We start from the raw sequence: 22,816 nt of genomic DNA on the forward strand, positions 1-22,816 counted from the left end.
GGTCGAACCGGTGCTTTCCGGCGCGCATGACAGCCGACGGCTGGGACGGAGACCCCCGGGGGCAACGCCCGATTGTCGCTCATTTCCATTGGGATAGCGCTAAGTTCTGTTATCAGAAGTAGACGCGGGCGATATGCCCACAGGAGAATGAAAGCCGCTGCAATCATGGATGACGTCGGCCAAACACAGACCGAAGATGGGTCCAGGGCGCCGCTGATCGTGGGTGTGGGCGCCTCGGCCGGCGCCCTCGACAGCATCGAGCGGTTCTTCTCGAAGCTGAAGCTCAGTCTTGATCAGGCCGTCGTGCTGGTGATGCAGTACAGGAACGCCGTGGACGACGCGCGGTTGCGTGACGTTCTGCAACGGGACGGTGCGGAGCTGTCCGAAATCAAGGACGGTGAGGTCCCCCGGGGCGGCGTGATCCATCTCTGCCCGCCAGACATGATCGCGACGATTCACGGCGACCGCTTCGTGGTGAGGCCCGCCGAGCCGGCGCATGGCGAGCGGGCGACCATCGACAGTTTTCTGGTGTCGCTGGCGGAAGACCGCGCCGAGCAGTCGATCGGCGTTGTGCTGGCCGGCACCGGCGGCGATGGTACGCTCGGCGTGGCGACCCTGAAGGATCACGGCGGCCTTGCGATCGCTGAACGCAGCACCGACGCCCCGCCCGATCTGCACGAGGAAGGCAACTCGGCGGTCGCGATCGCCGATTTCGTGCTGCCCGCCGAGGAGATTCCGGAACATATCGAGGTCTATGCCCGCCACCTGCACCGACTTGACGAGAAGCACGGCTTCGACGAGGTCCTCGCGGCGGCGGCGACTTCGCTGGCCCGCATCGCGGATATTCTTCGCAACAGGACTGGCAACGATTTCCACGGCTACAAGCAGAACACATTCCTGCGGCGCGTCCAGCGCCGCATGCTGGTGGTCCAGATCGACGAGATCTCCGCCTATGTCGACTTTCTCAGGAACGATAAGGACGAGGCGCAGAACCTCTTCAACGACCTGCTGATCGGAGTGACCGAATTCTTTCGCGACAAGAAGGAATTCGACGTGCTCGAAAGGCAGGTCATCCCGGAGATTTTCGAAGGAAAGGAAGCCGGCCAGCAGGTGCGCGTCTGGGTGCTCGGTTGCGCCACCGGCGAGGAGGCCTATTCGATCGGCATCCTGCTGCGCGAACACATGGCTGGTCTCGATTCGGCGCCCCAGGTACAGATCTTCGCGACCGACATCGACGGACGTGCGCTCGCCGCGGCGCGGGTCGGACGCTATCGCACTAGTATCGAGAACGACATGTCTCCGGAGCGGCTCGCACGCTGGTTCGTACGCGAAGGCGACACCTATTGTGTCGTGAAGGAGCTGCGTGAGATGTGCATCTTTTCGCAGCACAACATCATCAAGGACGCGCCGTTCTCCAAGCTCGATCTGATCTCGTGCCGCAATCTTCTGATCTACCTCAACGCCGAGCTGCAGAATCGCGTGATCCCGCTGTTCCATTTCGCCCTGTTGCCGGACCGGTACCTTTTTCTGGGAAATTCCGAGAATGTCACCCGGCATCCGAAGCTGTTTACGCCGGTCGATCGCCGAGCACGCATTTTCAGAAAGCTCGAGACCGGAACGCGGCTGCCGCCGGAATTCCCCCTCACGACGGCGGCCGGGCGGGCCGCGGTCGAGGTACCGCCCGTCCGGGTCCACGGTTCCGAGGTCGGCCTCGAGCGCCGCGCCCAGCGCATCGCCGAGCGCTATGCGCCGGCCTATGTGATCACCGACGACAACTTCCACATTCTGCATTTCTCCGGCCGGACCGGCCGCTACATCGAGCCGACGGCGGGCACCGCGACACTGGACCTGTTGCAACTGGTGCACCGCGATCTCAGGCTCGAGCTGCGCACCGCGCTCGGACGCGCGGCGGAAACCAATGAGACGGCGCACGCCGAGCAGGTGCAGCTCGGAGTCAACGGGCATCGCGTGCTGGTCGACATCACGATAGAGCCGATACAGGACGGTCCGGCCAGCCGGCGCAATTTCGTCGTCCTGTTCAAGGACGGTCCGGTCCGCGCAGTCGAGCCCGCCGAGCACAACCCCAATGTCCGGATCAGGACCGAGCATGTCGAGCGGCTTGAGAGCGAGCTGCGCGCCACCCGTGACCGGCTGCAGGCCACGATCGAGGAGCTCGAAAGCACCAACGAGGAATTGAAGTCCTCCAACGAGGAATACCAGTCGCTTAATGAGGAGCTGCAATCCGCCAACGAGGAGCTCGAGACCTCGCGAGAGGAATTGCAGTCGGTCAACGAGGAGCTGACCACCGTCAATGGCGAGCTGGCGCACCGTGTCCAGGAGTTGACCCGCGCCACCAGCGACCTGAAGAACTTTCTCGAGAGCACGCAGATCGCGACCGTCTTCCTGGACAACGACCTGAAGGTGATGAACTTCACGCCCGCGATCACCCAGCTGCTGCATCTGGTCGAAACCGATGTCGGCCGCCCGGTCGCGCATATCAAGGCGCGTATCCCGATCGAGGAGCTCTATGACGATGTGCGGCGCGTGCTGCGTACGCTCGCCAGCGCCGAGCGCGAGCTGAGCGCGCCGGACAGCGGCACCCGCTACATCGTGCGTATCCTGCCGTATCGAAGCATCGACAACTTCATCGCAGGCGTCGTGATCACCTTCATCGACGTGACCGCGATCACGCGGGCGGAGGAGCGGCAACGACTGCTGCTCTCCGAACTACAGCACCGGGTCCGCAACATGCTCGGCATCGTGCGGTCGATCGCTCGCCGGTCGGCCAAAACCAGCTCGAGTGTCGAGGAGTATTCTTCGCATCTCGACGGTCGTCTCAACGCGCTTGCGCGAACTCAGTCGATGGTGACGCGCGACCCGGAAGGAGGAATCGATCTCGAATTTCTCGTGGTCGAGGAACTGCTTGCCTACGACGCCCAGGAAGGCAAGCAACTTCAGGTCTCCGGACCGCCGGTGCGCTTGCAGGCCAAGGCGGCCGAGACCTTTGCGCTGGCGATCCACGAACTTGCGACCAATGCATTGAAGTATGGAGCGTTGAGCCAGACGACAGGCCGCATCGACGTATCTTGGCGCTTCGACGACGGTGCCGATCCGCAACAGCTAGTATTCGAGTGGCGCGAGCGAGGTGGACCTTCTATTTCACCGCCTCAGCGCAAGGGATTTGGCACGGAGTTGCTGGAGCGCACGCTGTCATTCGAATTTTACGGCAAGACCACGCTGGCGTTCGATCCATCGGGACTTCACGCCATGATCGCGATCCCGATGAGCGCGCGGGTCATCCATACGCAGAGCATGGGGAGCTAGTGCGCCCCTTGCCGCAAATGATCGAGGGAAATCTCGCACAGCCGGTGATCCGGCGTCTCGATGCCTTGCGGCAATTGTCCGAGCAGGGTGTCGCGCTGTTGCAACGCGCGATCCGGGAGGGCGTGCGGCGAGCAGGCCCCGGCGAGGACCTGATCAACGAGGGCGACGCCGTCGACAGTGTCCGGATCATCCTGTCGGGCTGGCTCTACCGCTACAAGACGCTGCAGGACGGCCGCCGCCAGATCGTCGGCTTCATCTTGCCGGGCGACACCTGCGATACTTGCGTCTACCTGCTGTCGGTGATGGATCACACCATCGGCACGCTGACACCGGTTATCTATGCCGAGGTCAAGCGCGATGCGTTCGAAGCGCTGTTGGCGGGCGACCGTTCGCTGGCCGAAGCCCTGTGGTGTGAAACCATGGTCAACAGCGCGGTTCAGCGCGAATGGACGGTCAATGTCGGGCGGCGCCTGGCCCTTGAGCGGGTGGCGCATCTCTTGTGCGAGATCCACGAGCGGTTGCATTCGGTTGGAATGATCAATGACAATTCCTGCGCATTCCCGGTGACGCAGACTGATCTGGCCGATGCCACGGGCTTGTCAGTGGTCCACGTCAACAGGACCCTACAGGAACTGCGCAGCGCGGGCCTCATCGTGCTGCGCGAACGGACGCTCACGATCAACGACCTCGGGGCCTTGCAGGATATCGCGTTGTTTTCGTCCGATTATCTCCACAGCAAGCGGCGCGGGTAGAGGACGCCGGTCGCTGGCCGATGGAACCCGACTGCCTGGCGACGTGCTAGCCCCTCCAGCGGGACTGCGCTCAGTAGCTTCGCCAACAGCCGTGCGGCCGAAGAAGCGGGTAAGCCGTGCGCATGAACGAGGTCGACCGCTGCTCCGCGCCCGCCGTGCCTTTTCAGGAACCAGCGCATTCGCCCGTAGACCGCGTAGGGATCTCCTCGAATCGCTGCTCGATAACGGCGAATTGATCACCGAGCAAGATTACCGCGTAAACATAGGGAACACGGCGCGCCGATCCTCAATGCGGTCGAACTTGATCAGGCTGAGAATCTTCCGCACGATTCGCAATGAAAGGTCGGGCGCAGCAGCGCTTGTCCGATCGTGCTTCCGGCGTGCCGCGAATTGAATTGCGGTTCCGAAACATGTTCGACAAGCCCGCGATGAGTAGCATTACTCTTTCCAATGACAATGGTTCGCCAAAGGGCTTCTTGCAGTAGCGTCGGTGCCGGCATCAGGAGTGAATTGCTGGGCTCGACGGTCCAATAGAGGCGCGCGCTGAGACGAGCGACGAGCTGCGAACGGCCTCCGGATAGCGCGCAACCAGAGCTCGCATCAAAGCATTCTTCTGTAAATTATCTCCTTATGTCGAGACAAGGCAGATTTCAGGTGGATCTGCACTCGCCTCTTGACAGTCTAAAGTCGAAGAGCCAATGCGCGAAGCATCATCCCTCCCTTGACATATCTTAGTTCACGCTGAGGTTCGCACAGTCTGGACGGTCTTCTCCAGGTTTAGGGGCAACGGCAAGCCCAGAACCAGCGGCAAGCCAACTGTATCAGCGCAATGAGGTTCCAGATAGATTTGCTAATTTCCCGAATAGCGACTGCGCCTAAAGAGCGAGATGCCGTCACCTAGGCGGCACTACAAGGCCAATATTAGAAGGGCGAATGACGCGATGAGGGTTGCCGTACTGACGGCCACCACGACCAAAGCTCTTTCGCTGTAGGCTTGTAGTTCTTCGTTGTCCATCGCAGCGAAACGCCGGTTCGCGCATGCTGTTCCTGTCAGAAATCATTCTATGCGCTGGTGAGACGGCCCTATCGCAGAGCGATCCGGACTATGGCCGCTTCCGCGATCTCTTTTGCCGACCTCGTATCAGTCGCGCTGACCTCGATGACCTTACGAGCAAGCATCTCGCAAAGCGGATCGTTACGATCAACCAAGCCCAATGAGCGCAAAGCTTGGTCGAAGGCATTGTTCAACAACTCGCTTTCGGCCGACGTGTATTTTCCAGTTTTCAACAAGAGACCGATTGGCATTGGAGATGCCTCCGCCGGACCCGTAGGTTCCAGCGTTATCATGGAACTTCGACCAGCTATGTGTCATAGGATAATACCAAACGCCCTATCAACATTTGAATGACACGAGAGGTCGAACGCGGAGAGCGACCGGGTGCGACTGCGGGCTGCAGTGACGCTCCAAATCGGGCCGCGCAAATAGGAACGAGTCCCTACAGCAATGTTTTGCGGCAGCCTGTCGAGGTTACCTTTAATCCTGGCCTTTCCAACTGCCATCAGGCGTGATGCCAACAATGGACGAGGGGCTGAAACGCTACGTGGCCTTCGCAGTCGACGCTGCGGGCGTAGCGCGCGCGACCTACGAATTTAACAGCCTGGACGATACGGAGGCGCGCAAGCGAGCCGAAACATATTTGGCGACCCACGATATCATCGAGCTTTGGCGCGATCACAGGCGCATCGCTCGCCTTCAGCGCGCAACTTAGCTGTGAAACGGGACATAGCACTGATCGTGCTCTGGTTGCCCGCACTGTATGCCGCGCCTTGGGTCGGACCTGCCACGAGCCGCGCCTCGGCTGGTGCCCCACGGGAGCACGAGTTCGCAGCCCGCTTCAGTGTCCATCGCCTGCCGATGCAGGAACACCGCCCAGATCTTTCCGTTGACCGCTTTGACTTGCTGGAGAGCCCTCCATGCACGACTACTTTCGCAATGCCGAGCTTTGGTTAGCTGCGGTGGTCGGCTGGACACCGGCGATTCTGATCGCCGCCCCGATGATCGTATCGCTGCTCCAACCGCAGTTTCCCGGCTGACACATCTAACGCTCCCTCTTATGGCTCGGTCTTCCGTCTGGTCCTCTCATGAGGGATGATGTTTAGCTTCCGGTGACGGTTACTGCAGCGCCTTTCAATGCGTGGTAGGGGCCGGTATTGTGCCGATCACTCGCGCCTGTTCGTCATAGATTGTGACGCGACGCCCGGTCTCTGAAGCAATCTTCTTGGCCGCCCTCATGGCGACATCCTCATCTGCGTATTCAAGGACAATAATGCTGCCTTTTCCCGAAAACGCAGCGGGGTTCGACACGTCCAGAATGATCATTGGGGGATTTCGTCAGCACTTCGATTGGATCTCCTAACCTAGGGTTCCTGATCCAGCCCGCATTCAAATAGGTTAAAGCTTGAACAACTTGCTGCGAGGCGCATGCCGTCCGTCTTCTTCGCCCTCTCGCTTGGCTGGCACATCGTCATAGCTGTCGAGTTGATATGACTGCTGGTCTGCTCACGCTCAGAAAATAGCCGCGCCATCCTCCTTCGACGCGCCACGCGCAGCGATCTTTGGCAGGTCATCCGGCAAACGATCGCTGCAGCGCCTTGGCTTCATCCCATGTCGCGCGCATCCCTGCGTCGCACTCTTCATCGGTAGTCAGGATCACCGGCATCGCTTTGGAGTAGATCGGCTCGGCCACAGCGTTGCCAGTGGTTGTCGGGGATGCAGCACGGAGATCGGCTTGGCGAATTTCGGATCCCTCGATTAACTGAGTAGGAACGCCATAAACGGGAACGCATTCGCTTTCGTGAGCGACGGGTGCAGCATGTGATTGTAGAGCGGACACTTAAACGAGCGAAGCTTATAGTGCCCCGCGACGGAAGCGAGGTTTACGGGGCTTCCGCTCAGTGGCGCAGGCGCTGCAAACCGGAGACAGGCCTCCCAAGGGGTGAACGGGTGCCTCATCGGGCGGTCCAACATGGAATTGACTCAAGTCATCGGCAACATCGTAGTCCTACGGTCGCGCGGAGGTAGACCGAGCCCGCTAATCTGGCACTCTTTGCGCTTCACCAGTCAGGTCCGGGCATGGCTACGTCAGACCTTGAACGTTACCGCCGGAAAGCCGCCGAATGCGAAGATGAGGCGACCGAGGCCACGAGTGCGAGCGCAAGAGAAGCCTGGCTGCAGGCCGCCGAGGAGTGGAGAAAACTCGCAAAAGAAGCCGAGGAGAAAACACGCCGGTCCTAGCCCACCAGCTTGCCTCCTTGTCAGCGCCGCGCAGCACGACCTTGAACATGTCATCGGGCAGGGGCCGCTGCAGCGCTTTGGCATCATCCCATGGCGCGCGCATCCACACGTCACGCTCCTCATCGGTCGTCAGATCACCGGCATCGCCTTGGCATGAATCGGCTCGACGACTGCATTTTGTCAGGAAGCCATAGACCAGATGCGGCCCCGGGATCGGCTTCACCCGCTCCCGTTTGCATGGTTGTGCGCATTGAGGAGAGCGCCCGCAAAAACAGGTCATAGGCATCAAGGTTGTTGGGGCGCTCTCTTCGAACGCGACTGATCTCGATTTTGCGTAAGTTCGGCTCGAGGGCACCAACCAGACTCATGGCGATCGCACCTTGGACCTCAAAGATATCGTCAAAACGACGATCATAGCGTTCTGCCCACAAAGCGACGCCCGTTTCAGATTCCACCAACCGTGCCGTGATCCGTATGCGGTTATCGGCCTTCCGCACGCTTCCCTGAACGAGATAGCGGCACCCGAGCTTCCGCCCGATACTCGCCAGGTCGCCAGAGCCTGCCTCGAACAGCAAGCTCGATGTTGCGCCGACCACAGATAACCCGGTGATCCGCGAAAGCCCTGTGATGATGTCCTCCACAATACCGTCCGCAAAGTAATCCTGGCTGGAATCGCCACTGAGGTTGACAAACCGGAGGACGGCAACCGAGGTACCACGCGCCGGTATCCCTCCAGAGCCTGGATACACCGGCACGTCAGAGCTGCTATCGATGCCGACCAGGCGATAGCCTCTTCCGGGGACCGTGACGACGTAGCTGTGACCGTCGCCTCCGCGTTCAAGCGCCTTGCGCAAAGCGGACACGTGCACTTGGATCGCATTCTCTTCCACCACGCGTCCGAGCCAGACTTTTTCCATCAAGCGATCCTTGCTGACCACTTCGCCTGGAACCAAAGCCAATTCGCACAGGATATCGAGTGCCCGGCTCGAGAGCTTGACGGGCTCTCCCGAACAGGTCAGCTGCCGATCGATGAGGTCCAGCGCAAAACTTCCAAATCGAACGGCTTCTCGGTTTAGTTTCGGACTGGTTGTCATGCTTCTTCAGAACTCTTCAGACTCTGAAACAAGGACCTTAGGCGTGTCCGTCTCCTAGTGTCCATCGAATTTGATAAGCCGCCGTGTCGGCGAGGACGAGGAGACGCCATCATGCGCACCACGAACTTGGCTCTGGGAATCCTGACAACAATCGCTCTATCGTTCACCGCATTGCCCGGTAACGCCCAGTCCTGGCCCAGCCAGGTCGTGAAGATCGTCACTCCATTCCCAGCCGGCAGCGGGGGCGATGTAACGGCGCGTCCGTTCGCCGACAAGCTGGCTAAGCGATGGGGCAGGCCCGTCATTGTCGAGAATCGTCCCGGGGCCGACGGCATCATCGTCGTCTCTACCGTGCTCAATTCCAGCGATGGGCATACCCTCCTCTATACGAACGGAGGGCCCCTCACGAGCAACTTGGTCTCGCACAAGGGTAGCCTTCCTTATGATCCCAACGATCTTCTGCCGATCTCGGCCGCAGCTGAAGTCTACGTCGCAATTGGCGTCCCTGCCTCGCTGGCAATGAACTCGATGTCTGATTTTGTCACGCAGGCGCGCTCAAAGAACGGCCAATTCAACTGGAGCGGAACTCCAGGCAGCCTGGACTATCTCGTGCCGGGCTTTTTGAGGCGCGCGGGCCTCGACCTCCAGCACGTTCCATACAAGGAGGTGAGTCTGGCAATGCAAGACCTCTCGCAAAATCGGCTCCACTGTACGTAGCTGGTCTCGCAACCCAGTTGCCGATGGCGCAAGCCGGCGGCATCAGGATCATCGCCGTTACGAACAGTCAGCGATCAACCACCATCAGATTTCGCCGGAAAATCCAACTGAACCGGTAAGTCCACCTCCTGAAGACCCGGCTCAACGGAATCGCCAAAGGCGATATCAATCACGATCCGAACTTTGGCGTTATCGATTACCCCATTGGCCGTAATGCGTAGCCCGCCATATTCGGTTTCTTCGCGGATACGATCGACCTTCACGCTGTCGGAATCGAAAACGACTCCATCGTTAAAGGAGACCGCGCATACCTCCTGGAAGATGCGCACCATTTCTTCTTGATCGTCATTGCCGACGGCCAAAAAGTCCAAATCTCTTGTCGGGCGTAGCGGATCTTCGAACCACTTCGTAAGCAGCATCGCCCCTTTCAGAATGAAACGGTCGTGATGCTTGGTTTGACTCAGCCGATAAAGAAGTCGCTCGAGAACGTAATTGTTGAGCAGCAGATCGAATGGCTGGCGACGCTGCTTTGAGAGATTGAGCAACCGCGCCCGAACCGACGCGCCCATGTTCTTGATTGGAGGTTTTGGCTTCTTAGGCATTGGCGGTCATAGCCTGAAGATACGGCTGAACGACCTTCCAGATACCAGCTTCATTTGCGTATCCGGCGATCTCGGCAGGGGTTGCTTTGCGCTGTCGCAGTGCTTCTCTGAGACCCTCGAGCGCGAGATTGAGGCCGGGACTCTTTTGATAGCGCTTTCCGGCGCTCCGGCGATAGCGAAACAGGTCGACTACTGTTTTGGCGGGATTGTAGATGCGTACCCGCACACCTTCGATCTCTTGCTCTGTAATGCCAGAGGTCAGAACCTTCTCTCCGAAACGCACAAATTGGAGGGGAGGGGTTTGGGTTCGCGGCCGCCGATCCTTTGCGCCTATGGCCATCCAAACCCGCGATGGGATCGTATCGGTTAGTCCTCGAAAGGCGAGCGCGGAGGTGAGGCAGATAACGCCTTTCGGGACGAGCTTGGCGGCTTCAGCCAGCGCATGATGGGTATCGAACGAGGCATCTGGGAGTTGATATAGTCCCCTGCTGAGTTGAAGGACGAGCCCCTTCTCCTTCATTCGTGACACGGTTGCCGCCGTAACGCCCGCCTCCTTGAATTCAGAAAGCCGAACCATGCCCCGCTTTTTCAGCAGAGTTAGAGCGCGGTCTTGCTGCGTCTCAGAGGCTGATTGCATTGAGTATGAATGATATAAAATGTCGGGTTTGTCAATATTTTTACCGACGTTTTGTATCACAATCGGAATGACCAAAATTCGCTACCGTCGATGGAAACTTGGCTCACCCAGATCGAGCCTGCAGAGGCAGTAAATAAGCGCACTCTGCGCGCGGCAGTTACGGCCGTCTCTACGACACTTGGTGCCAAACATGCGCCGCCTTTCGAATCTCCGCGAGTTCGGCCGCTTTGGCCCGATTCCTCGATTCGTGGTCTTTCTACGTGTGTCTCTAAGAGCGTAAGAACTGAACCCGCCAGGAGCTCAAGAACTGGCTCATGCGAAGGACTGGATAAGATATCGGAGGCTCGGCTGGTGTGGGGAAAGGCGGTAGCGCTCCCCCGCTACCACGTATGACCCACTGTCATGGCCTCCGGAAAGACCCCTTCGCCGACTTATCTCGCGCAAATCGTTGCTTCATGACGTCCGTGGCAGCTCCGAACCTGCTTTGGTTGTTCCGCAGAGGTTTCGGCCCAGAAGGTGCCGGCTGAGAAACTCGACTTCGTCGGCGACGACTGCCTCGTGGGCTGGGCCGTCATAGATGTCGAAGTGATCGATACCTGGATAGAGTCGGAGTTCACCTTTCGGAGCGCGGCGCGCCGCGTCGATCGCAGGTCCAGGCTTGGCAACCTGATCGCCGGCAGCAATGCAAACCAGCCAAGGACAGTGAAGCGAGGCGGCATGTTGGATCGGCCGATATGGCTCGCCCAGCAGCCACGCCGCCGAGACGCGGTTTCGCCATCGGGATTCGTCGCCGATCGCAACGACGCGGCGCCAACCGACCTCGGCTCCCGGAGCGGAAATCAGCGCGGCCTCATGGGGCTGACCAACAGCAGGCAAATAGCGACCTTCGGCTGCTGCTGCCTTCATCTCCTCAATCACATTCTGAGCTCTGTCGTAGGACTGGGTCTCCCTGTCGAGCATCGGAACCTGACTGATTGCCGCGGCCACCTTGCGATCCGCCGCGGCCGCAGCAAGTGCGTGGCCTCCACCCGACGAGGAGCCAAGCGTCGCGACGCGTTCAGCATCGATGCCGGGAAGAGAACGAGCAAATGCGATCGCAGCGCGCCAATCGTCCAACTGACGAGAGGGTTCATATAGGTCCGGCTCGCCGGTGCTGTCGCCAAAACCTCGATAGTCGAAAACCAGCGCAGCAATACCGGCTGCCGAAAACCGCGCGGCGAACGCGCCCAGGCGGTCTCGGCGTGTGCCGGTCAATCCGTGGGCCATAACGATGACAGGTCTCGCACCTTCATCCGCAATGGGCGGGTACAACCACGCAGCGCATGTATCACCGCAGGAGAGGAACGTTAGTTCTTCGCGTTTGCTGCTCATTGGACACGTCCTTCCTACGCGTGCTTGAAATCCGCTCTCCGATTGGATGAGCCCACAGTGTCTTGGCTCGGCGTCAACAAGCTCCCGTCTCATGCCGTCAAAACGGGGCGTTTCCGGTTTGGTTCCGAAAGCTTCACCTTTGCGGTCGCTGCGCAGCAACACCGTCGCAAATCAGGAGCGGCGTTAGCGGCCAAGCGTGGACCTTCCTGGATTGGTCCTGAACACTCGCGAACCGCTCCCGCTCGGGAACACACCGGGTCCGTTGAATTGGTATTCGCATGAGATGCAGAATCGAAGCCATCGTAGGAACGCGCGGCCAATGGCACGCGTAGAAGGTGTTCGTGAAAATCAAAGAGGCGATGAAGCGGAACGCAAAACTCGTAGGGCCGCAGTTACACCTGATCGAGGACAGACGATGATTCAATGGACCTTGCCGGAGCGATTTTTGTTCGAGGGACAGGCGATCGCCTGGGGCATGATCGGCGAGGGGTCGCCGGCCGTCGTCATGCACGGCTCGCCCTTCTCGTCGCGCGTATGGCGGCGGATTGCGCCGTGGCTCGCGCGGCATCGGCGCGTCTTCTGCTACGACCTTCTCGGTTACGGTCAATCGGCCAAGCCCGAAGCGGATGTCCTGCACAGCGCCCAAAACCGGTTGTTGACTGCCCTCGTGCATCACTGGAGGATCAACCGGCCCGACGTCATCGCCCACGACTTCGGCGGCTCGGCCGCGCTGCGCGCGCACCTCTTGGATGGAGTTGACTATCGCAGTCTCGTGTTGATTGATCCCGTCGCCATCAGCCCGCAGGGCTCGGCGCTTGTCCAGGCGGCGAAGGCGCACCAGCATGCGTTCTCCGGTCTGCCCGCCTACATTCATGAGGCAATCCTTCGCGCCTACATCGGCGCCACCGTGAAATACAGGCTGCGCGAGGAGGAGATGCTGCCTTATCTCGAACCGTGGCTGAGCCAAGGAGGACAGAAGGCGTTCTGGCGCCAGATCGCGCAGATGGACGACAAGTACTCAGAGGAAGTGGAAGACAGGTACGGCGAAATCCGGTGTCCTGTCACCATCCTGTGGGGCGCCGAGGACGAATTCATTCCACTAAAGGACGGCGAGGAACTCGCCCGGCGTATTCCAGGCGCGTCGTTCACCGTAGTCCCCGACGCCAAGCACCTCGTGCAGGAGGACGCGCCCGAGGCGATCGTCGCGGCCGTGCTCGACTTCTGGCAAAGGCTGGCCGTGACCCAAGCGCCGCCCAGGATTCCGACATCGGCCTGATCAGCACAGGAACGTCTCGCGTCGGGGCCGGTTTGCTTGACGGCAGACAGCGTGCTGGAGCCGCGGCATGAGCAAACCATCACAAACCGTCGTCGACGTCATCGCGGACAGTCTTGTCCGCCACGGCATCGATTTCATTCTGGGCCAGAGTGTTCCGTCTGCACTCGTCCTTGCCTGCGAGGATCGCGGCATTCGCCAGATCACCTACCGCGAAGAGAATGCGGGCGGCGCAATCGCTGATGGTTTTGCGCGCGTGTCGAACCGCGTGCCGGTTCTGATCTGCCAGAACGGCCCCGCCGCCGCGCTTGCGGTGGCCCCGTTTGCGGAAGCGATGAAGGCCGGAATTCCGATCGTGGCACTCATGCAGGAGATATCACGCGAACATATTGGCAAGAACGCATTCCAGGAATACGACCACAAAGCGTTGTTCCAGCCCGTCACCAAGTGGTCTCGTCTGCTGGAGAGCGTCGATGGAATTGAAGATCATCTCGATCAGGCATTCATCGCCGCTGCGAGCGGCAAGCCCGGTCCCGCGGTCCTGATGATTCCTTCGGACCTGCACAAGGCACAAGCGGACAAGTCCGCGCACCGGACGGCGCGACTTTCCTCCTGGCCGATTGATCGGCCGCGCCCGTCGGACGCTGCGATCCGCGCCGCCGCCGATTTGATCGCCAATGCCTCGGCAGCCGTCGTGATTGCCGGTGGCGGCGTTCATGGCTCCGACGCAGGCGCCGCCCTGCTGCATTTTGCGGAAACCGCCGGCATCCCCGTCACGACCACCAATATGGGCAAGGGCGCTCTCGCCGAAACCCACCCGCTCGCCGCCGGACCGATCGCCTCGCTGACCGGTCCCGGATCGCTCGGCAGGCACACCCGGTCGCTTGTCACCAATGCTGATGTGGTCCTGCTGATAGGCACCCGGACCAACGAAGATGGTACGGATGGTTGGCGGATGATCCCCAGGAATGCCCAGGTCCTGCATATCGACATTTCGCCGGAGGAAATCGGCCGCAACTATCAATCCGTGCGATTATTGGGCGACGCGCGGGAGACACTGAACGCCTTGACCGCTGCGCTTTCGGGCAGAGCGCTGAACTCTTCCCGCAACCGGGCCGAGCTTGAGCACTTCATCGCCGGGGCATGGGAAGCTTTCGAACGCGATCGTGCGCCTTGGCTGACCGATGCTTCACCGATTCGGCCGGAGCGGACTCTCGCTGCCATCCAGCGTCGCCTCGGCCCGGACACTGTCGTTGTGTCCGACGCAAGCTATGCTTCGAACTGGATCGTAGGCCAGCTCCGCACATCACATCCGAGAACGCGGATCATCTCTCCCCGCGGTCTGGCGGGATTGGGCTGGGGACTGCCGCTGGCGCTTGGCGCGAAGCTCGCGCGGCCGGCAGGAGAAGTCATCGCTGTCGTCGGTGACGGCGGCTTTGGTCATGCCTGGGCAGAAATGGAGACCGCTGTACGCAGCGATATTCCAGTGACCGTCGTCGTCCTCAACAACGGCGTGCTCGGCTATCAAAAGGATGCCAAGAAGGTGAAATTCGGCCGCTATACCTCATCTGGTCATTTGCGGCAGGTGGACCACGCTCTCATCGCACGCGCGGTCGGCGCCCAAGGCCGTCGCGTCATGGAGTCTCGTGATCTCGACGCGGCCCTGGCCGAAGCGGCCAAGGCGTCGACGCTCAGCTTGCTCGACGTCATAACCGATCCCGGCGCGCATCCGCCCGTGTCGCTGTATGAAGGCGCACTCGATCGCTTGGAAGGTGATCGGATCGTTCAGGATCCCGTGCCGTAGCAGAGAGTTGCGAGATCACTCTCACCGCCCGCGGCTCGGCTCGCGCCTACGGATTCCAGCCACCGCTGCCATATGGGCGTGTGATGATTTCGAGCAGATGCCCGTTCAGGTCTTCGAAGTAGAGGCCGCGCCCGCCATCGTGATCGTTGATCTCGCCTGGATGTCGCTGCGCGGGATCAGCCCAGTAGGTCAGTTTCCGCTTGCGAATCCGATCCAAGATCGCGTCGAACTCGATATCGCCAACCAGGAAGGCGTAGTGCTGGCGGGAGAGCTCTCCCTTGCTGTCCATATAGTCGAGATTGGCATCGTTGTCGGTCTTGACCATGTAAAACGGTCCCCAGCGCCGCGGCTCCGGCAGTCCTAGCATCTCAGCCAGGAAATCGGCCGACGCCTTGCTGTCGCGAGCTGACAAAATCGTGTGATTGAAGTCGATAGCCATGTTCGTATCCCTGCAACACCACAACTGGCGCCGATGAAGAACGAGGGAGGCACGGGCGAAGTTCCTCGCGAAGGATAACCACTTCCCCGCAACGATATCTCGTCAGCGCCGCTGAATATTCTGCGGCGGGTGGGCCTGCGCGAGTTGTCGAATTGCGGCCAACACTTCGCTCGGCGCTTCGCGAGGAATGAAGTGTCCCACGCCGGGCAGAAGACGCCTTTCATAGCCGGCAACAAAGAAGCGCTCTTTGCCCTCGGACGTCTCTGGAAAATTGTCAGCGTCGTTCTCGCCGTGCAGCATCACGGTGGGCACCTGGACGGGAGGGATTTCGCGCAGTCTCTGCTCGATCGCTTCGTGTTCTGGCGCGCCTTGAGCTTCACCCCAGCGCTGCAGATAGGCATGAATGCTGATTGGAGCCCAGTCGTCGTTCTCCCAGGATGCAGCGGTCGCGGAAAATTCCGCATCAGTGAACCGCCAACCGGGCGACCATGTCTCCCAGAGATAGCGGCATAGGCGGCGACGATCCTTGTCCATCGCCTCTCGGCCCTGCTTGGTCGCTACAAGCCATTCGTACCAATAGGCTTTCGCCAGGTCGTAGGATAATTCGCGGATCGGCTTTGCCGTGGCGTAACCGGCCGACATGGCAAGAAGTCCTCGAACGCGTTCGGAAAACAAGGCTCCGACGACGTAACCGGCTCGTGCGCCCCAATCGTACCCGACGACGAGAACATCGCGGAGATCGAGAGCCGCGATGAAGTCGGCCAAATCCTGTCCCAGCGCGGCAATTGCTCCGCTTCTCAGTGTCTCCGCTGAACGGAAGGTCGTCGGCTTACAGCCACGCAGGTAAGGCGCAAGGACTCGGAAGCCGGTTGCGGCGAGCTCGGGCGTGACATGGTTCCAGCATCGCACGTCGTCCGGCCAGCCATGAACGAGCACGATGGGAGAACCGTGCGGTCCACCAGTCTCTTCGTAGGCGATGTTGAGATGCGATGTTTCGAGGTACTTCGTCATGACCGCAACCACGATCGATTGATTGATAAAGTGGCCCAACGCCGTTGCTCGCCAACGATGCCTGCTCGTTCCAGTTCCGTGCGGTTGCTTGGGTCCGTAGTATGGCTGGTATTTATTATCTGCCGATCATCAGGCGGCCGCGCTGCAGCTTGCTCTCACTGAATGTCGATCGTGCTCCGCAGCTATCTCTTTGGATGAGCGTGGAGAGCGGAAATCAGCAGAGCGCACTCGGTTGGCGCTCCCGGCTCCCGTATTGCAACTGTTTTCATGCTGTTACGTTGATCCTGCGTCCCAGGCGAGGTGGCCCAAGGGACACACTTCGCTGCCGATGATGCGATCGCTTCGATCGACGGTGTGACCAACCCCCATTTCGCCGCCAAGCTGTTTCCCTCTGATCCGGCAGCAGATCGAGACAAGGAGCCCGCGGTCGTGACCGAGGTCCAGGAACTTGCCAGATTTGTGGAACGTGTTCGTCTGGAGGACCTGGGCGAGCAGGCGCTGGAGCAGCTCAAGATTCGCGTGCTCGACACGATCGGGGTGGCCATTGGGGCACTGAGTTCGCTGCCCGTCGCTGTGATACGCAGCCTCGTCGCCGATCTGGGCGGTCGTCCGTGCTCCACGCTCATCGGTGGCGGCCGCACCGCGCCGGATCGCGCCGCATTCTACAACGGGGCTCTCGGCCGTTACCTTGATTTCATGGACAGCTACATCGCTCCCGGCGAAACCTGCCATCCATCCGATAATCTCAGCGCAGTACTGGCCACGGCTGAGATGCGAGGGGTGAATGGAGCCGATCTGCTCGCTGCGCTCGCCGTCGCCTACCAGGTCCACATCCGGCTAAGCGATGTCGCCCCGGTCCGCGACAAGGGCTTTGATCATACGACACAAGGAGCATACGCGGCCGCTGCGGGGGCGGCCAAGGCACTTGCATTGCCGTCAGCACAGATCGCGCATGCGCTCGCGATCAGCGGCACTGCCAATAATGCACTGCGCGTCACTCGCACGGGTGCGCTGTCTCACTGGAAGGGACTTGCCTATCCGAATACGGCGATGTCGGCGACACACGCCGCATTGCTCGCGAGCCGCGGGATCACCGGGCCCGAAGCTGTGTTCGAGGGCACCAAGGGGTTCAAAGAGGTGATCAGCGGCCCATTCGAAATCGACTGGCGACAAGAGGATCTCGAAGGCGTCCGCCATACGATCGTGAAGCGGCACAATGCCGAGATTCACGCCCAATCTGCGCTCGATGCCGCGCTCGACATTCGGGCGCACCCGGGTTTCGACGCGGCGGCTGTTTCCGCAATACGGCTCAAGACATTCGCAGTAGCCCATCGAATCATCGGCGGCGGGGAGGAGGGTGACAAGCGAACGGTGCGAACCAAGGAAGAGGCCGATCACAGTCTGCCCTACATGCTGGCAGTCGCGTTGATTGACGGTGAGGTGCAGCCGCAGCAATACACACCCGAACGAATCGCCGCCGAGGATGTCCAGACGTTGCTGCGGAAGGTAACCGTGACGCCGGATTCTCGCCTCTCGGCGCAGTTCCCGAAGCGGCTCCCTGCCGATCTCGAAGTCGAACAAAAGGACGAAACGGTGTTTCGCGCCCAGCGCGACGATTATCGCGGCTTTCATACCAAGCCGTTCGATTGGGCGATGGCACGCCACAAGTTCGATCGCATCACGTCAGCCTTCACAACGGCTTCCCAACGCGACGCGCTTGCTGAGGTGATCGCGACGCTGGAGAAGCGTCCGGTCGCCGCCCTCACGTCGTTGCTCGGCGACATCTCAGTTCCGCCATAGAGGCGCGAACACATTCCTGAGGAGGACGAAGCCATGGCAGAAACCGCGTTTTCCTTCATTCCCCGGGCGGCGCGTTCGGCCAAGCCGCGCCGGATCGGAATCACCGAAATCCGGGGTCCTTATTACAGCGCCTATGGTCCCCGCCATCTGGCCGATATCCTGGAAACGGTCGGCACCGCGGTCGACGGCCTCAAATATGCAGGCGGCTCGTTTGCGCTCATGCCACCCGACGCGGTCAGGTCAATCAACCGGCTGGCACACGATCATGACGTCTACGTCTCGACGGGGGGCTGGATCGAAAACGTCGTGCGTTTCGGCGTCGAGGCGATCGATCGCTATATCGCCGAAGCCAAGGCGCTCGGCTTTGACGTCATCGAGATTTCCACGGGCTTTATCAGCCTTCCGACAGATGGTCTGTTGCGGCTGGTACAGAAGGTTAAAAAAGCCGGGCTGAAGGCGAAGCCAGAGCTCGGCATTCAGTTCGGCGCCGGCGGTAGCACGTCGACCGAGGAGCTCGCAGCCGAGGGTACCAAGGATGTCGGCTGGCTGATCGCGCAGGCCGAGCGCGCGCTCGATGCCGGGGCCGACATCATCATGATCGAAAGCGAAGGCATCACAGAAAACGTCGATACCTGGCGCACCGATGTGGTCGCCCGCATCATCAATCAGCTTGGGCTTGAAAAGGTGATGTTTGAAGGCGCCGATCCGCCGGTCTTCGAATGGTACGTCAAGAACTACGGAAACGAGGTCAATCTGTTCGTTGATCACAGTCAGATCGTGCAGCTCGAAGCGCTGCGCTCGGGCATCTGGGGCACCAAGAGCACCTGGGGTCGAATCCAGAATCTGCCCGATTGAGGGGTCAGCGGCATGACCGTCGAGATCTTCAAGCGCGACTTGGATCCAAATGAGCCGCGGAATCTTGCCAAGCCCGACGTAGATCGGCGACCGCCCGATGCCAGACATCGCTATTGCGTCCACCGAAGCGGCGGACATAGGCCGGGTGGAACGTGATGCGGAGCACGTGACCGTTAAAATGGCGCTTCGTTCGTCGCGTCACGCTGATCGACTGCGACTCGCCAAACAAGCGGGACGCCGTGCTGCCAAGCGCAACGATCACGCTGGGCTTGGAACGTCGGATGTCGTTCAGAACGGCCTTGCCATAGTGATCGACCTCCGGGATGGTTGGGCTGCGATTGCGTGGCTTCCGGTCTTTGGAATACGCGATTGGCCGGAATGGGATGGCGTTCGCAAGGCGTACCTGTTTGGGGTCGATCCCGGCCTCGTCCAACATCTCGCGCAATGCCCTGCCGGCCGGACCGACAAAGGGCCTGCCCTGCGCGGCCTCCTCCGCACCGGGTGCTTCGCCAACCACGTATAGCCGCGGTCGCCGGAAGCGGCCTTCAGGCGCGACACGACGATGATCGAGATGTGTGTTGGCGACGCTGGTCCTGGCCATCGGTTCCTGCATCTAGACTGCAAGGCGATGTTCCACCCGAATCAACTGCGGCCGCGCCGCGGATTTCCAAAAAGCGACGTGCGCCCCGGTCGGCAATTGTGCGTTGGAACCGGCGCTCAGCGACGCGAGTTTTGCTCGATGTGCTGGTCCCGCCAAGGAGAGATCGGGATTGCGGATGTCGCTGACCGCCTATCGCAGGAAGCGCAATTTTCGGACGACGCCGGAGCCGCGCGCGCGTGCGCATAGGCGAAGCAAGGAGTTGATTTTCGTCGTCCAGAAGCATCGAGCGTCGCATCTGCACCACGACTTTCGCCTCGAACTGGATCGCGTCCTCAAGAGCTGGGCGGTGCCCAAGGGACCGCCGCGAAGACCGGCGGACAAGCGCCTCGCGGTGCAGGTTGAAGACCATCCGTATGCATACAAGGACTTCGAGGGGCGAATACCGGAAGGCGAGTATGGCGCCGGGCTCGTGAAAAAATGGGACGACGGCACTTACGCAGCCGAAGGCACGACCAGCGCAGCGGAGAGTGAGCGGGCCATGCGAGCAGGACTGCAGCGGGGCCGCGCAAGTTTCGTTCTCAAAGGAGGCAAGCTTCGAGGCGTGTATTCGCTGGTGCGATTGAAACGCCCGAAGCAATGGCTGCTGATCAAGACGCATGCGAAAAAGTGATCTTAAGCCAATGCTTGCGACTCTCATCGACGCGCCATTCGATGACAAGGAATGGGTCTTCGAGACGAAGTGGGATGGCTTTCGGCTCGTCGCAAAAACCGGAGGGGGCGCCGGCTCGCTCTACTCGCGCAGCGGCACCGACGTAACCAGGCGTTATGCCGCAATTGCCGAAGCGCTCGACGTCATCAAGCGCAAAGCGGTGATTGACGGCGAACTGGTGGCGCTCGACGCGGAGGGGCGATCGCGGTTCCAGTTGCTGCAGAACGCTCTGAAAGGCAAGGCCCGTCTCCGCTATTACGTGTTCGATCTGCTTTTCCTGGATGGCCGGGACCTGCGTCAGAAGTCATTGCTTGAGCGCAAGGACCGTTTGCACAGCATTCTTGGGCGGCACTCACTGGTTCGCTTTAGCGGGCACAGGAGAAGGAGCGGCAAGGCGGCGTTCAACACGGCGCGACGTGCGGGCGAGGAAGGGATTATCGCGAAGCGCGCCGCAAGTCTTTATCACTCAGGCAAGCGCACGAACGAATGGCTCAAGATCAAGGCCGGTCATGAACAGGAAGCCATCATTGTCGGATTCACCGAACCGCGCGGGAGCCGCGAACATTTTGGCTCGCTGGTGCTCGGCGTGTACGATCGGGGCAAGCTTGTCTACGTCGGCCACAGCGGTGGGGGGTTCTCCAGAGAGATGCTCGCGACGCTGCATGCACGCATGATGAAGTTGAGGACAGACAAGAAGCCGTTTACGGACATTCCGCACGAGGACCGGACAACCTGGATCAGGCCGCGGCTCGTATGCCAGGTCAAGTTCACCGAATGGACCGACGAGGGCGAGATGCGTCACTCCGTGTTTCTGGGCATGCGGACCGACAAGCCCGCGCGGCAAGTCAGGAGAGAGTGAGCATGAAGTCGGTGGGCAAGGCAAAGACATAGGAGCGTGACATGGCCAAGACAAAGACGCTGGAAGCAGCCGCGGCTCATTCATTCCAGACCATCAATCCGGCAACCGGCAAACATGGCCGCGCCTATCAAGGGCACACCGTTGACCAAGCGATGTCGATTGCGGCCGAGGTGCATCGGGCGCAATTCGATTGGCGGCGAGCTGCCATCGGCGTGCGCTCGGAGGCGATGAAACGTGCGGCGCAGGTCATTCGCAGGAATCGCGAACGCTATGCCAGAATGATGACGGACGAGATGGGCAAGACCGTTACCGACGGTTTGGCTGAACTCGAGAAGTGCGCCTTGTGTTGCGAATTCTTTGCGGAGCATGCCGAAGAATTCTTGCGGCCGATCCCGCAGGATATGAGCGCTAACCATACCGGGCCCAAGCCTCCGCCGCGCGCTTTCGTGACGTTCAATCCGCTCGGCGTCATCCTTGCAGTGATGCCGTGGAATTTTCCCTTCTGGCAGGTGATACGATTCGCGGCTCCGCACTTGATGGCCGGCAATGCCGGTGTTCTCAAACACGCTTCCAATGTGCCGGGCTGTGCGCTTGCGCTTGAGGAGATCTTTCGAGAAGCCGGATTTCCGAGCAACATCTTCAGAACAGTGCTGCTGTCATCGAAGGACCTCAAGCCCTTAATCGAGGACCCGCATATCGCCGCTGTCACGCTGACCGGCAGCGTCGCAGCCGGCAAGTCTGTCGCCGCGGCTGCGGGCGCCGTCATGAAGAAGGGAGTATTCGAACTCGGCGGATCAGATGGTTACATCGTCCTGGAGGATGCGGATCCGGTTGCCGCCGCGAAGATCTGCGCGCGCGGACGGATGGTCAATAGCGGCCAGAGCTGCATTGCAGCCAAGCGGTTTGTCGTCGTTGAGCGCATACGGGAAGCGTTCGAGCGCGCATTTGTCGAAGAGATGCGTTCCTATGTCATGGGAGACCCGAACGATCCGAAGACCAAACTGGGACCGATGGAAAGCGTGCGCTCGCGCGATCAGATCGCGAGTCAGGTCAGTCAGAGCGTGAAGCACGGCGCCAAGATTCTTCTCGGCGGCGAGGTGCCGAAGCAACCGGGTGCGTGGTATCCGGCCACGGTTCTCTCAAATGTGCGACCGGGGCAGCCCGCGCATGATGAAGAGGTGTTCGGACCGGTCGCCGCCGTCATTTCCGCCAAGGACGAGGCGGATGCGATCAACATGGTCAATGACAGTCGTTTTGGCCTTGGATCGGCTGTGATAACCGGTGATACCGGTCGAGGAGAGCGTATCGCGGCGGAGGAGCTCGATGCCGGCGCCGCCTTTGTGAACGATAACGTCCGTTCAGACCCGCGGCTGGCGTTCGGCGGCGTCAAGAATAGCGGCTACGGGCGGGAGTTGTCCGCATTTGGAATCCGCGAATTCTGCAATATCAAAACGGTGCTGGTCGAGTCACTGTAGCTTTCAACGCCCGCACGCGTAATTTGCCAGCCGGCGGTCAGGCACTCGCGCGCACACGAGGTTCTGCCGGCGGAACCCAGCGACATGCCGTTCGGCTTGTCCGGCTCCACCGTCGAATAGGAACGAACGGGTCCAGCGGCGGTTGACGACCGTCGCGATCCCCACGACGCCTCTGAGGCCGTTGCTTGATCCGCGACC

The 22,816-nt window shown here is 60.5% G+C and carries 20 protein-coding genes and 2 pseudogenes; 11 read left to right on the forward strand and 11 right to left on the reverse strand.

The window, feature by feature from the left end; all coding sequences use genetic code 11:
• Positions 1–165 precede the first annotated feature (165 nt).
• The gene (locus P6U30_RS07075) at positions 166–3,324 is read left to right on the forward strand and encodes a CheR family methyltransferase (RefSeq protein WP_407170386.1); all 3,159 of its coding nucleotides are present in this window, start codon (positions 166–168) and stop codon (positions 3,322–3,324) included.
• A gap of 17 nt (positions 3,325–3,341) precedes the next feature.
• On the forward strand, positions 3,342–4,076 hold the full coding sequence (locus P6U30_RS07080) for a Crp/Fnr family transcriptional regulator (RefSeq protein ID WP_407152441.1): 735 nt from the start codon (positions 3,342–3,344) through the stop codon (positions 4,074–4,076).
• A 1,083-nt stretch (positions 4,077–5,159) separates the two neighbouring features.
• Here P6U30_RS07080 and P6U30_RS07085 read toward each other — a convergent pair.
• Positions 5,160–5,381, reverse strand: a complete 222-nt coding sequence (locus P6U30_RS07085) for a hypothetical protein (RefSeq protein ID WP_407150630.1) — start codon at positions 5,379–5,381, stop codon at positions 5,160–5,162.
• Positions 5,382–5,653: 272 nt separating this feature from the next.
• Between P6U30_RS07085 and P6U30_RS07090 the strand changes: the two genes are divergently transcribed.
• Positions 5,654–5,845: a hypothetical protein gene (locus tag P6U30_RS07090; RefSeq protein ID WP_407150631.1), complete on the forward strand. Its 192-nt coding sequence runs from the start codon at positions 5,654–5,656 to the stop codon at positions 5,843–5,845.
• A gap of 419 nt (positions 5,846–6,264) precedes the next feature.
• Here the strand turns inward: P6U30_RS07090 and P6U30_RS07095 are convergent, their stop codons facing one another.
• From P6U30_RS07095 to P6U30_RS07110, 4 genes and pseudogenes are all read right to left on the reverse strand, one after another.
• Positions 6,265–6,456 carry a hypothetical protein gene (locus tag P6U30_RS07095; protein ID WP_407150633.1) on the reverse strand — a complete coding sequence of 64 codons (192 nt, stop codon included), beginning with the start codon at positions 6,454–6,456 and terminating at the stop codon, positions 6,265–6,267.
• 244 nt (positions 6,457–6,700) lie between these two features.
• Complete coding sequence (locus tag P6U30_RS07100; protein ID WP_407150634.1) at positions 6,701–6,823, reverse strand: hypothetical protein; 123 nt, start codon at positions 6,821–6,823, stop codon at positions 6,701–6,703.
• Between the two features lie 561 nt (positions 6,824–7,384).
• Positions 7,385–7,591, reverse strand: a pseudogene (locus P6U30_RS07105) (SOS response-associated peptidase); the annotation flags it as partial.
• Between the two features lie 619 nt (positions 7,592–8,210).
• Positions 8,211–8,465, reverse strand: a pseudogene (locus tag P6U30_RS07110) (transcriptional regulator); the annotation flags it as partial.
• Between the two features lie 111 nt (positions 8,466–8,576).
• Between P6U30_RS07110 and P6U30_RS07115 the strand changes: the two are divergent.
• Positions 8,577–9,182, forward strand: coding sequence for a Bug family tripartite tricarboxylate transporter substrate binding protein (locus P6U30_RS07115; protein WP_407150635.1), 606 nt, complete (start codon positions 8,577–8,579; stop codon positions 9,180–9,182).
• Between the two features lie 74 nt (positions 9,183–9,256).
• On the opposite strand, the gene P6U30_RS07120 is transcribed toward P6U30_RS07115, so the two are convergent.
• The 3 genes from P6U30_RS07120 to P6U30_RS07130 form a co-directional block, all read right to left on the reverse strand.
• Positions 9,257–9,784: a nucleotidyl transferase AbiEii/AbiGii toxin family protein gene (locus P6U30_RS07120; protein WP_407168720.1), complete on the reverse strand. Its 528-nt coding sequence runs from the start codon at positions 9,782–9,784 to the stop codon at positions 9,257–9,259.
• Complete coding sequence (locus P6U30_RS07125; protein ID WP_407170387.1) at positions 9,777–10,421, reverse strand: type IV toxin-antitoxin system AbiEi family antitoxin domain-containing protein; 645 nt, start codon at positions 10,419–10,421, stop codon at positions 9,777–9,779. The genes P6U30_RS07120 and P6U30_RS07125 overlap by 8 nt, the downstream gene beginning before the upstream one ends.
• 453 nt (positions 10,422–10,874) lie before the next feature.
• Positions 10,875–11,792: an alpha/beta hydrolase gene (locus P6U30_RS07130; RefSeq protein WP_407168721.1), complete on the reverse strand. Its 918-nt coding sequence runs from the start codon at positions 11,790–11,792 to the stop codon at positions 10,875–10,877.
• Between the two features lie 445 nt (positions 11,793–12,237).
• On the opposite strand from P6U30_RS07130, the gene P6U30_RS07135 reads away from it, so the two are divergent.
• Positions 12,238–13,068, forward strand: coding sequence for an alpha/beta fold hydrolase (locus P6U30_RS07135; protein WP_407168722.1), 831 nt, complete (start codon positions 12,238–12,240; stop codon positions 13,066–13,068).
• A 67-nt stretch (positions 13,069–13,135) separates the two neighbouring features.
• Positions 13,136–14,869, forward strand: coding sequence for an acetolactate synthase catalytic subunit (locus P6U30_RS07140; protein ID WP_407168723.1), 1,734 nt, complete (start codon positions 13,136–13,138; stop codon positions 14,867–14,869).
• A gap of 46 nt (positions 14,870–14,915) precedes the next feature.
• Here P6U30_RS07140 and P6U30_RS07145 read toward each other — a convergent pair whose 3' ends face one another.
• Both P6U30_RS07145 and P6U30_RS07150 read right to left on the reverse strand, forming a co-directional pair.
• Entirely contained in the window at positions 14,916–15,308 is a 393-nt protein-coding gene (locus tag P6U30_RS07145) for a VOC family protein (protein ID WP_407168724.1), read from the reverse strand.
• 102 nt (positions 15,309–15,410) lie between these two features.
• Positions 15,411–16,358 (reverse strand): alpha/beta fold hydrolase, encoded by a 948-nt coding sequence (locus P6U30_RS07150; protein WP_407168725.1) that lies wholly within the window; start codon positions 16,356–16,358, stop codon positions 15,411–15,413.
• Positions 16,359–16,673: 315 nt separating this feature from the next.
• On the opposite strand from P6U30_RS07150, the gene P6U30_RS07155 reads away from it, so the two are divergent.
• The gene (locus P6U30_RS07155; RefSeq protein WP_407168726.1) at positions 16,674–18,119 is read left to right on the forward strand and encodes an MmgE/PrpD family protein; all 1,446 of its coding nucleotides are present in this window, start codon (positions 16,674–16,676) and stop codon (positions 18,117–18,119) included.
• Between the two features lie 33 nt (positions 18,120–18,152).
• The gene (locus P6U30_RS07160; RefSeq protein WP_407168727.1) at positions 18,153–18,974 is read left to right on the forward strand and encodes a phosphosulfolactate synthase; all 822 of its coding nucleotides are present in this window, start codon (positions 18,153–18,155) and stop codon (positions 18,972–18,974) included.
• Between the two features lie 28 nt (positions 18,975–19,002).
• Here the strand turns inward: P6U30_RS07160 and P6U30_RS07165 are convergent, their stop codons facing one another.
• The gene (locus tag P6U30_RS07165; protein WP_407168728.1) at positions 19,003–19,575 is read right to left on the reverse strand and encodes a uracil-DNA glycosylase; all 573 of its coding nucleotides are present in this window, start codon (positions 19,573–19,575) and stop codon (positions 19,003–19,005) included.
• A 175-nt stretch (positions 19,576–19,750) separates the two neighbouring features.
• Between P6U30_RS07165 and P6U30_RS07170 the strand changes: the two genes are divergently transcribed.
• Genes P6U30_RS07170 through P6U30_RS07180 form a run of 3 tightly spaced genes read left to right on the forward strand, consistent with a single transcriptional unit; the run spans position 19,751 to position 22,618 of the window.
• A complete protein-coding gene (locus tag P6U30_RS07170; RefSeq protein WP_407168729.1) occupies positions 19,751–20,245 on the forward strand; it encodes a DNA polymerase ligase N-terminal domain-containing protein in 495 nt (164 codons plus the stop codon).
• Positions 20,246–20,255: 10 nt separating this feature from the next.
• Entirely contained in the window at positions 20,256–21,143 is an 888-nt protein-coding gene (ligD, locus tag P6U30_RS07175; protein WP_407168730.1) for a non-homologous end-joining DNA ligase, read from the forward strand.
• A 41-nt stretch (positions 21,144–21,184) separates the two neighbouring features.
• Positions 21,185–22,618, forward strand: a complete 1,434-nt coding sequence (locus P6U30_RS07180) for an NAD-dependent succinate-semialdehyde dehydrogenase (protein ID WP_407168731.1) — start codon at positions 21,185–21,187, stop codon at positions 22,616–22,618.
• Positions 22,619–22,816: the final 198 nt, after the last annotated feature.

Source organism: Bradyrhizobium sp. ORS 111 (assembly GCF_045571485.1).
GTDB lineage: Bacteria > Pseudomonadota > Alphaproteobacteria > Rhizobiales > Xanthobacteraceae > Bradyrhizobium.